This window comes from Bacillus andreraoultii (assembly GCF_001244735.1).
GTDB lineage: Bacteria > Bacillota > Bacilli > Bacillales > Caldibacillaceae > Caldifermentibacillus > Caldifermentibacillus andreraoultii.
This window is the reverse complement of sequence record NZ_LN868935.1, coordinates 258,425-269,004: the sequence shown is the minus strand read 5'-3', so window position 1 is coordinate 269,004 and position 10,580 is coordinate 258,425. Positions and strand designations below refer to the sequence as shown.

At 33.4% G+C, this 10,580-nt stretch carries 14 protein-coding genes; 11 read left to right on the top strand and 3 right to left on the bottom strand.

The features are described 5' to 3' along the window. The 8 genes from BN2144_RS20550 to BN2144_RS01580 all read left to right on the top strand — a co-directional run. On the top strand, positions 1-194 hold a 194-nt coding region (locus BN2144_RS20550), incomplete at its 5' end, for an Rpn family recombination-promoting nuclease/putative transposase (RefSeq protein WP_222860065.1). After that, entirely contained in the window at positions 169-816 is a 648-nt protein-coding gene (locus BN2144_RS20205) for an Rpn family recombination-promoting nuclease/putative transposase (protein ID WP_075984863.1), read from the top strand. The genes BN2144_RS20550 and BN2144_RS20205, both read left to right, overlap by 26 nt. Before the next feature lie 545 nt (positions 817-1,361). Further along, positions 1,362-1,805, top strand: a complete 444-nt coding sequence (locus BN2144_RS01605; protein ID WP_033826600.1) for a hypothetical protein — start codon at positions 1,362-1,364, stop codon at positions 1,803-1,805. Positions 1,806-2,577: 772 nt separating this feature from the next. Next, positions 2,578-4,062, top strand: a complete 1,485-nt coding sequence (lsa(E), locus tag BN2144_RS01600) for an ABC-F type ribosomal protection protein Lsa(E) (RefSeq protein ID WP_033826599.1) — start codon at positions 2,578-2,580, stop codon at positions 4,060-4,062. A gap of 222 nt (positions 4,063-4,284) precedes the next feature. Further along, positions 4,285-5,016 carry a class I SAM-dependent methyltransferase gene (locus tag BN2144_RS01595; protein ID WP_033826598.1) on the top strand — a complete coding sequence of 244 codons (732 nt, stop codon included), beginning with the start codon at positions 4,285-4,287 and terminating at the stop codon, positions 5,014-5,016. An 83-nt stretch (positions 5,017-5,099) separates the two neighbouring features. Next, positions 5,100-5,534 (top strand): VOC family protein, encoded by a 435-nt coding sequence (locus tag BN2144_RS01590; RefSeq protein WP_033826597.1) that lies wholly within the window; start codon positions 5,100-5,102, stop codon positions 5,532-5,534. Positions 5,535-5,939: 405 nt separating this feature from the next. Continuing rightward, positions 5,940-6,392, top strand: coding sequence for a MarR family winged helix-turn-helix transcriptional regulator (locus BN2144_RS01585; protein WP_033826636.1), 453 nt, complete (start codon positions 5,940-5,942; stop codon positions 6,390-6,392). Between the two features lie 27 nt (positions 6,393-6,419). Beyond that, the gene (locus BN2144_RS01580) at positions 6,420-6,938 is read left to right on the top strand and encodes a spermidine/spermine N(1)-acetyltransferase (protein WP_033826635.1); all 519 of its coding nucleotides are present in this window, start codon (positions 6,420-6,422) and stop codon (positions 6,936-6,938) included. Positions 6,939-7,039: 101 nt separating this feature from the next. Here BN2144_RS01580 and BN2144_RS01575 read toward each other — a convergent pair whose 3' ends face one another. Both BN2144_RS01575 and BN2144_RS01570 read right to left on the bottom strand, forming a co-directional pair. Continuing rightward, positions 7,040-7,363 carry an AzlD domain-containing protein gene (locus BN2144_RS01575; protein ID WP_033826596.1) on the bottom strand — a complete coding sequence of 108 codons (324 nt, stop codon included), beginning with the start codon at positions 7,361-7,363 and terminating at the stop codon, positions 7,040-7,042. Next, a complete protein-coding gene (locus tag BN2144_RS01570) occupies positions 7,360-8,085 on the bottom strand; it encodes an AzlC family ABC transporter permease (RefSeq protein ID WP_033826595.1) in 726 nt (241 codons plus the stop codon). The genes BN2144_RS01575 and BN2144_RS01570 overlap by 4 nt, the downstream gene beginning before the upstream one ends. Before the next feature lie 99 nt (positions 8,086-8,184). On the opposite strand from BN2144_RS01570, the gene BN2144_RS01565 reads away from it, so the two are divergent. Next, a complete protein-coding gene (locus BN2144_RS01565; protein WP_033826594.1) occupies positions 8,185-8,736 on the top strand; it encodes a helix-turn-helix domain-containing protein in 552 nt (183 codons plus the stop codon). A gap of 205 nt (positions 8,737-8,941) precedes the next feature. Further along, positions 8,942-9,616 carry an SOS response-associated peptidase gene (locus tag BN2144_RS01560; protein WP_033826593.1) on the top strand — a complete coding sequence of 225 codons (675 nt, stop codon included), beginning with the start codon at positions 8,942-8,944 and terminating at the stop codon, positions 9,614-9,616. A gap of 39 nt (positions 9,617-9,655) precedes the next feature. Here the strand turns inward: BN2144_RS01560 and BN2144_RS01555 are convergent, their stop codons facing one another. After that, positions 9,656-10,129: a hypothetical protein gene (locus BN2144_RS01555; RefSeq protein WP_042337427.1), complete on the bottom strand. Its 474-nt coding sequence runs from the start codon at positions 10,127-10,129 to the stop codon at positions 9,656-9,658. Between the two features lie 153 nt (positions 10,130-10,282). Between BN2144_RS01555 and BN2144_RS01550 the strand changes: the two genes are divergently transcribed. Then, positions 10,283-10,495 carry an aminoglycoside 6-adenylyltransferase gene (locus BN2144_RS01550; protein WP_075047782.1) on the top strand — a complete coding sequence of 71 codons (213 nt, stop codon included), beginning with the start codon at positions 10,283-10,285 and terminating at the stop codon, positions 10,493-10,495. Positions 10,496-10,580 lie beyond the last annotated feature (85 nt).

The window sequence follows — 10,580 nt, the reverse complement described above, 5'->3', positions numbered from 1 at the left end:
CCTTTGGAGATGTGACGGTCACGAAGGATTTTTTAACTAATTATTTGCCAGAAAGTATAATGGAGATGATTGATGTCAACACTCTTGAACCAGAAAAGGATCGTTTTATTAATGAAAAATTGAAAGAAAACTTTTCGGATTTACTTTTTAAGGTAAATATTTGTGGCAATGAAGGATACCTATATTTATCATAAAACCGCTCTTCAACTGTTAAAATATATAATAGAAATATGGGAGGCAAAAAGTGAAAAGGAAAAGAGCAATGAGCTTCCAATTGTTATTCCTTTAGTCATTTATCACGGTCAAAAAGATTGGAATATTGGATTGAGTTTAGGGGAAATAATACAGGGATATGAAGGACTTACACCAAATATTCAGCGGCTTGTTCCGAACTTTGAATACTTGCTTTATGATCTTTCAAAATATAAAGATGAGGATATAAAAGGAGAGGCCCAGCTTCAAATTATATTAACGACATTACGAGATATCTTCACTAAGGATAGTATAGATTTGTTTACTACCATTAATAGGGCTGTAAAATACTTGCGGGAATTAGAGGATCACCAAACTGGGATTCGTTACGTTGAAACTCTACTTAGATATATATTTAGCGCTGGAAGAAACTTAACGAAGTCGGAAGTGGTGGATATGATGAAGGAAATTGAAACGAATTATCCAGAAGGGAGAGATGTTGTGATGACAATAGCTGAACAATTAATAGAAGAAGGTAAAAAACAGGGGCTAAAACAGGGTATCGAAAAAGGGATAGAAGAAGGTAAAAAACAGGGGCTAAAACAAGGAATAGAAAAGGTATAAAACAAGTTGCAATCAATTTGATAAAACAAGGTATGGAGTATCGTTTAATCGAAAAAGCGACTGGCTTATCGAGAAAAGAAATAGAGAAAATTGCAGCGGAAATGAAAAGGAAATAAGGTTTTGAGATTCCAGCAATGCACTTCCCGTGTGAGGTGCTTTTTTCATTCGAGAGGTGGAAAGGGGAAATTCTGAATTTAAATTAAATAGAGTCCGTATGCATGATAACTCCACCGTCTTCAAAAGGTATCAGCTTTTAGACTTTCCTTTCGATAGGTGTTTGAGGTTTTTTAAGAAAACAAGAGAATTAGAAAGAAAATCTAACTTGATAGAGGAACAAATAGTTACGTTCGTCCAGACAAACAACTTAAATCGTTACTTACTCCTTTTGGAGATAAAGAATACATAGAGCTTGTTGTTAGACTTTTTACTTTCCAAGAATATGTGAAAAACCAGTATGGGATAATAATGACACCGAAAGAAATGTGGCACGAATATTCAGAAGCCGATTGCCAGCTAAAAAAAGGATAGCATAGGGGGTGTTCCAATTGCAGATACAAAATGTAAGGATTGTATCCAATAATATTTCCTTTGGTTTGGAATCGTTGCCTGAAGATGAAGTTGAACAACATTTGACTATATCTGCAAGTGGCAGGGGATGGTTTACAGCATATAAGTATGCTAATGGATACGGCAAATATAAGATTTGTAGAAAACAGCAGTTAGCAATTGGTAAACCAGTAGCAAAAGAAATACTGTCTCTTTTTTCACAGTTCATAGATAGTAATCAGCTGAATTACGATGCTACTGATATAGGAACGTGGCGGATGACCATTACTGATGTGGAAGGAAAATCTTTTCATTTCAGGGGATCACTTTGTGGTGGAGTGACGGTTGGGGATGTTGATCTGACTTATTATTTATGCAAACAAATTCCAGTTGATGGCTTGTTTGTTTTTAACAATAGTGTCATGGAGTCAGATAGGGATTGAATGAATATAGAGCTTTTATAAGCTAACTTTCCCTTTAACACAATAAGAAGTTCAACAAAAGGGACAATAATCCTGTTTCGGATCAATCCCGCAGTTATCTTAATACTCTTCAACAGACACCTTTAAAATTTTGAAATATCGAATGCTAGTTTTAAAGTAGGGGGTATAATTTCCATTTTCAATATTTCCAATGGTTACTCGTCTAACACTCCTCGGTCAGCATCTGTGTAGAAAAACTATCAAGTTCCTCGTTTGTTGTAATACCACGAACTTTATTCCTAATCGTTGGTTTTTCCATATCTAGTCGATAGATGTGTTTACAATCGTTTGCATATTTTGTAAAACGGTTAAGTTATTGGGTTTTTGAAGACAATATGATACAATTAAACGAATTGGAGGTGGAAGAATGTATAACCTTTCTTGCTAATTATATGGTGCATAATAAAATAAGTTGTTAAAGGAAACGGCGATAGAACCGTTTGTTTTGTTATGCAAATTGCAAGAAAGTTAAATATTCTACACTCAATCATACATTACAATAACCTAATATATAATAAAAGGTCTAATCGTATTTGTTTTTGAGCCGTAAGAATTTACTTTCTTGCGGCTTTTAATATTTGTAAAAGAAAGGAAGATCAACGTGATAGACAGTGATACGATGTCATTCTTGTTAAAATCCATGCAAAGTTGGGTAACATTATAGAGTAATGATTACCGAAATCCAGCCGACTTTGCTTATAAAATTTTTATAATGTAAAGGAGGAAGAAATATATGTCTTTAATAAATGTATCAAATCTAACTTTTTCATATGAAGGAAGTTATGACAATATTTTTGAAAATGTAAGTTTCCAGATAGACACAGATTGGAAACTCGGGTTTATTGGAAGAAACGGGCGCGGTAAAACTACTTTCTTAAATTTACTGCTTGGCAAATATGCGTATTCTGGCAATATAAGTTCTTCAGTTAAATTTGAGTATTTTCCTTATGATGTGGAAGATAAGAGCCAATATACAATTGAAGTAATGAAGAGTATTTGTCCAGAATGTATGGATTGGGAGATTTTTCGTGAAATATCATTGCTTGATGTTCAAGAAGATGTTTTATATCGCCCGTTTCATACACTATCAAATGGTGAGCAAACAAAAGTCCTTCTTGCAGCTTTATTTCTTACATCAAGTTGTTTCCTACTTATTGATGAGCCTACAAATCATCTTGACATGGATGCACGTAATGTAGTGAAAAACTACTTGAAACGTAAGAAGGGGTTTATTTTGGTATCTCATGATAGAAGTTTGCTCGATCAATGTGTTGACCATATACTATCTATCAATAAAACGAATATCGAAATCCAAAAAGGAAATTTTACTTCTTGGTGGGAGAATAAAACGTTACAAGATAACTTTGAACTGGCAGAAAACAAGAAACTTCTTAAAGAAATAGGAAGATTGTCTTCTGCAGCAAAACGTAGTTCAAACTGGGCAAATAAAGTAGAAAAGAGCAAAACTGGTACAACAAATTCTGGTTCAAAGCTGGATAAGGGTTATGTTGGACATAAGTCAGCAAAAGCAATGAAACGAGCCAAAAATATTGAGTCAAGACAACAGGAAGCTATTTCACAAAAATCCGAACTGCTTCACAACATTGAAGAATATGACGACTTAAAAATTTCGCCACTTGATTTTCACAAAGAGTGTCTGATCGAATCGAATGATTTATCATTGTATTATGGGGATAAAGAAGTATGCAGCAATCTTAATTTCAGAGTCAATATTGGTGATAGAGTTGCCATTATCGGGAAAAATGGGAGTGGTAAGTCTAGTATCCTAAAATTGATTCATGGAGATCATATTAAATTCACTGGAAGTTTAATGTTAGCAAGTGGTCTGAAGGTTTCTTATATTTCGCAGGATACTTCATATTTAAAAGGTAATCTATCTGAGTTTGCCGATAATAATAAGATTGATGAAACTTTATTTAAAACGATTCTTCGTAAACTAGATTTTACTAGAGAACAGTTTGATAAGAACATGGATGACTTCAGTGCTGGTCAGAAAAAGAAAGTATTAATTGCTAAAAGCCTTTGTGAAAGCGCACATTTGTATATATGGGATGAGCCATTGAACTATATTGATATTTTTTCACGTATCCAAATTGAAAAAATGATTTTGGAATATTGTCCAACACTATTGTTTGTGGAGCATGATGATGCATTTTGTAATAATATTTGTACGAAAGATATTCATTTATGTTTGTAGAACCTCGAGCTGTTACTATAACTAAAAGATATTTACATGAAAGGGTGAAAATATGTTAAAACAAAAAGCAAGGATTGCAAATGTTAAGAGTCTTACTGAGTCAGATGAACGAATTATTTATTATGAATGGTACAAATCATAGCATGAATGGAATTACAACTTATCCCTTTCATATTTTTGGCTGTGGATAGATAAATAACTTTTGGAGCGAGGAGGATTTAAATGAAAGAAAACAAATATGATGATGATATATTTTTTCAAAAATACAGTCAAATGAGTCGCTCCCAAAAAGGACTGGCTGGTGCGGGAGAATGGGAGACTTTGAAAAGATTGTTGCCGGATTTTAAGGGTAGGCGTGTGCTTGATTTAGGATGTGGATTTGGATGGCACTGTATATATGCGATGGAACATGGTGCTTCTTCTGTTGTAGGTGTTGATATTTCTCATAAAATGCTGGAAGTAGCAAAAGAAAAAACTCACTTTCCGCAGATTGAATATAAATGCTGTGCTATAGAAGATGTTGATTTTCCAGTGGAGAGTTTTGATGTAATATTAAGTTCTCTTGCGTTTCATTATGTAGCGGATTACGGGATGTTAATTAAAAAGATATATAAAATGCTGAAGGCTGGGGGTAGTCTAGTTTTTACGGTTGAACACCCAGTTTTTACTTCTTACGGAACACAAGACTGGCATTATAACGAAAAAGGAGAAATACTCCATTTCCCGGTGGACAATTATTATTATGAGGGAAAACGGACAGCTGTATTTTTGGGAGAAAAGGTTACAAAATATCATAGAACACTGACTACATATCTAAATACATTGCTTTCAAATGGTTTTATAGTAAATCAGATTGTGGAGCCACAGCCACCAGAAAACATGATGGATATTCCGGGAATGCAGGATGAAATGCGCCGTCCCATGATGCTAATTGTTTCAGCAAGAAAATGTTAGCACTTGTGACTTAAGATGAATCTTATCTTAGCATCTGTTTTATTCATTCAAATTATTTAAAATCTAAAATTGGAGTGTGTCAAATGGTTAATGGTGTAGAATTTGATTTTGTTGTAAAGGACTGTAAAGCCGCATTGGAGCAGTACAAATCAATTTTTGATGTAGAAGTAGTAGAAGAGACAAATTTTAAGACTGGGAATAATGAAGTCGTATTCAAAATTTATGGTACACGTTTCCATATGCTTGATGAAAATCCTGAATATCAATTATTTGCACCAAAAGAAGGGGACACGCAATCTTTCTGGTTTAATATAGTGGTGCCAAATATTCAAGAGACATATGAAAGAGCTATGTCCGCCAATGCAAAGGAAATTCAGGCTGTTACAAGAATAGAGAAAATGGGTATTTCAAATGCGATGTTTTCCGATAGTAATGGGTATGTATGGATGTTACATGAAATACATCGTGAAGTATCTTTTGAAGAGCGTGTTGATATTTTGAGTAAAGACTTTGAATAAATAAATCTGGTATAAGCTTTCCCTTAGCCGTCTGTATCGATTGCTAGGGGAAATAGTATCTAATATATTGTTAAACCTACAAAATAATTTGTTGCGATTTTACTACTTGCAATCATTAGAACCACCCCAACAACATAAACAATAAAATTTTTCAAAAACACTCACCTCGGTTGAATTAAAGAGGATAATTTTAACATTTTTTTACAGTTTTCTCTTACTATTCTGTCTAATGGTTACTAAGGATTTCTATGTTATAATTTACTGAATAATTAGATTAATATTCATGTATTCATGTACTTTGAATTTTTTTCATTAGGTCGTATTTTTTTGTTGTAAATGCAACAAAAAAATTATAATATGATTTTGTAGTATTGGTAAATACAACGAACTGGTGGAGTTGCAATGATGAAGGAAATACTTCGTGAAGTTGGAATGATAGCAAGGGCTTTGGATTCTATCAGCAATATCGAATTTAAGGAATATAATCTCACAAAAGGACAGTATTTATACCTTGTTCGGATATGTGAAAATCCAGGAATGATTCAGGAAAAATTGGCAGAGATGATAAAGGTAGACCGAACAACCGCATCTCGAGCGATAAAGAAACTTGAGATGAAAGGATTTATTGAAAAGAGAGACGATTGCCACAATAAAAAAATTAAAAGACTCTTTCCAACAGAAAAAGGGCAAAGTGTTTATCCTTTCATCAAACGAGAAAATGATTATTCCAATATGGTCGCATTATCTGGATTGTCTGAAGAAGAAGTAGATACTCTTTTTCATCTTCTTCAAAAGGTTAGAAAAAATATAGAAATAGACTGGGAGTTTGTGAAAAAAGGGAATAAGAGAAATTATTGATAAAAGACAAAGGGAGTAAATATGAAAATGAAAATAAATATAAAAAAGTGTACCCTTGAAGATTTACACATGCTTCAAGAAATCAGCTATGAAACATTTAATGAGACATTTAAGCATCAGAATTCACTAGAAAATATGAATGCCTATTTAGAAAAGGCATTTAACTTACAACAATTAGAAAAAGAATTATCTAATGATTCTTCGCATTTCTATTTTGTTTACTTTAATCACGAGGTGGCAGGATATTTGAAAATCAATACGGGTGATGCTCAGTCGGAAGAAATGGGTAATGAATCACTTGAAATTGAGCGGATTTATATAAAGAATAAATTTCAAAAACTTGGGCTTGGCAAATATTTGCTAAATAAAGCTGTGGAAATTGCGTTGGAGCAAAATAAAGAGAAAATTTGGTTAGGGGTTTGGGAAAAAAATGATAATGCCATTGCCTTTTATAAGAAAATGGGATTTGCCCAAACTGGAGCACACTCGTTTTATATGGGTGATGAAGAACAAACGGATTTTATTATGACAAAATTGTTAAAGTAATATAAAGCTGTAGTTTGCAACAGGTGATAAGGGTACAGGCATCTTTTTATTCAAGACGTAAAAATAGACCACCATTACAGTGGTCTTTCAGCCTTACTTTATTAAAATACAAATCTAACAGCAGCCATAGAAATAATTCCTACAATAACTGTAACTGACAAGCTTTTTGTCCATAAGGCTATGATAAGTGTTGGTACAATAGCGGCAAGAGCTTTCCAATCAATGGATAGTAATGAATGGTCTTGGATGATAAAGCTATCAACAATAAGTGCAGTAAAAATACAAATAGGGATATATGAAAGCCATTTGATTACAATTTTCGGGAGCCCTATATTCCTAATAACGATAAATGGTGCAACTCTCGGAATAAAAGTTACAATAGCACCACCTATAATGATGAATAAAATAGATACATTCAAACTCATTTGTCTTTCACCACCCCGATCGTTGCAACAATAATTGTTGATAAGAGAATTGCAATATATGAAGGAACAAACATACAGAAAACTAACATGAATAAAACGACATATACAATGAGCGATAGATATAATTTTAATTTACTATGATCCATACTCTCCAACTGCAAAACAAGTAATGCGAGAAACATGGCCGTTAAAGAAAAATCCAATCCTAAAACTTCTGGATTTGAAATCCATTTGCCAAAGACGGCACCTAATGTACAAGATAAAATCCAAAAAATATAAGCTGTTAAATTTAACCCGTTCATCCAACTCGCATGAATCATTTCTCTTCTAGCCATCTTATTAGCAGCAACACCGAATGATTCATCTGTTAAAAGAGCCCCAATCCCGATATTTTTCATTAAAGAATAATTCGTAAAGTGAGGAGCTAATGTCATACTTAATAAAAGATGTCGTAAATTCACAATGAAAGTTGTAAATACAATAACTGAAAAAGGACTTCCTGATACAATCAAGGCGCAAATAATAAATTGAGATGCACCAGCATAAACAAGTGCCGATAAAAGGGCAACTTCTAATATGCTTAGATTGGATGATGCTCCAACAATCCCCATTGCAACCCCTATACTAATGTAACCGATTAATGTTGGAATGCAATCTTTTACCCCTTGAGAAAATGTAGAGAGATTTTCACTCCTATTTATTTCGTTTGCTAATTCATTCATTGAGACACCATCCCTTTGTCTGTTATATTAAACTCCCGTCTGTTATGTTGTTAGCATATATGTTATAATGAATACAAAAAAGAGTCAAGGAGATTTTTTATGGAATTCATTCAAGAGGTTATAGCGAATAATCTCGCTAAAATGAGAAAAGAGCGAGGTTTGAGCCTGGATAACGTGTCGGAACTGACTGGGGTTAGTAAATCTATGTTAGCCCAAATTGAAAATGGGAAATCAAATCCAACAGTCACCACCCTTTGGAAAATTGCAAATGGGTTGCAAGTCTCCTTTTCAGCATTTTTAAAAGAGGTGGATAAGCCGCAAATTGAAAAGATAAATAGGAATGAATTGAGTCCAGTCATTGACGATGATGGAAATTATCTAGTATATTCAATCTTCCCGTTTCATCCAGAAAAAAAGTTTGAAATTTTCACTGTAGAATTAAAACCCAGGTTTAGACATATAGCTGAAAAGCATACTGGCGAGGAGTATGTACTTATGCAACGAGGGACTCTTACGCTTGATATTCAAGGGGAGAAGTTTGAATTAAATCCTGACGAAATGATAAAATTTAATGCGAATACGGAACATATTTATATCAATTCAACAGAAGAGCTAGTTAGATTTTACATCATTATCTTTTATCCCGAGTAGTATCTATGCCTATTTATAATGATATTTTGAGTTGATTTTTGAAAAACAAGTATATAGATACTTCAAAACGCATGAATTTTATCGTCCATGCGTTTTTATATACGATTTCTAGCCTAAGTTGTTATATCTTCGTACCTCTTCCTTTCGTCTATTGAAACCGTTATTTGACTAGATAGAATAGAATTTTAAAAATGAGGTGAATTCGATGTGTGGACGTTTCACGTTATTTGCTACTTACGAGAATTTGATTAGTGAGTTTGATATACAGAAAATATTTAATGAAGCGGATTATAAGGAAAGCTATAATATCGCACCCACCCATCGTATCGTATCTGTTATTAATGATGGAACAAAAAATCGGATGGGTTTCTTAAGGTGGGGACTTATTCCTTCGTGGGCAAAGGATGAAAAGATGGCATCAAAAATGATCAATGCAAGGTCGGAAACGGTTGATGAAAAGCCGAGCTTCAAGAAATCCTTTTACCAGAGACGTTGTATTATTCCAATGAATGCTTTTTATGAATGGAAACGTGATGGGCTATTAAAGACACCGATGCTTATAAAAATGAAAGATGATTCCTTGTTTGGAGTTGCTGGCTTATGGGACAGCTGGATTGCGCCAACAGGTGAAAGGATCCATACTTGTATAATTTTGACTACAGCATCAAATGAATTGATGGCAGAAATTCATCATCGTATGCCGGCTATATTGTCAAAAGAACATCAAAAAGAATGGCTAAACCCACGAAATCAGGATAGGGACCAATTAAAATCTTTATTAGTACCTTTTACAGCATCTAAAATGATTGCATATGAAGTATCGAATAAAGTGAATTCACCTAAGAATAATTCAGTAGAACTGATTCAGCGAGTTGTTTAGCTGAATTATTACCTTTATAAAGCTCTCCATTCAGAGAGCTTATTTTTTTAAAAATTGCAAGCATGTTGAAAAAGGTTTCTCAAGAAATGACTGAAAACCATATATAATTATGGCAAATGACATTGCTGCAATCATATGATGAAATCGCGTGAATTTTACATATTTTATGAAGTTAATTTTATCTAAAAACGCTAATATCGGAAAAGCATAGAGTAAATTTTGAAGGAAATTAATCAACAAATATAACCGAAACTTCCCAAAAGTTAAATGTAAAATCCATAATGTTCCTACTGAGAATGGGCCTAAAATGATACTTAAAATGTTATAAATTCTTGTTTTTGTACTTCCTTTTACTTCCCAAGAGTTAAAATGTGTTCCAATAAAAACAGTGGTCATAACTAATAATGCGGACATTGTAGAGGCAGGTAGGAATCTTTTAACTGTTCTTTTAGGAATAAAACAAACAGTTAGCCAAGATAAGATGAAACCTATTCGAACGAAGGGAACAATCATTTTTTTATCTCTCCTTTCCATATGTATTTTAGCGTACACAATTTTATATGATTTATACGAAGTGAGAAAGTTAGTAGTTGTAAAACTTGAATTATTTATTATCAACAGAACTTGAAATAGAGGCGACAAATAAATGAGAACAGAACAGGCATAATGGAGTTAATTTTGGGAGTAGCAGAGCAAGATGAACAAATTCATGCTGTGGAAATGAATGGATCAAGAACGAATCTGAATGTTCCTAAAGATATAGTTCAGGATTTTGATATTGTTTACCTTGTTACCGAAATGGACTCTTTTATTAATGATACAAATTGGGTAAATGTTTTTGGTAAGCGAATGATTGTGCAAACACCTAAAAGGATGTGATTGTTTTGGGAGGTCGATTTAGTTATTTACTGCTTTTTACGGATTGTCTACTTGTACAGGGATATAAAAAGACTTTCCACCAGTG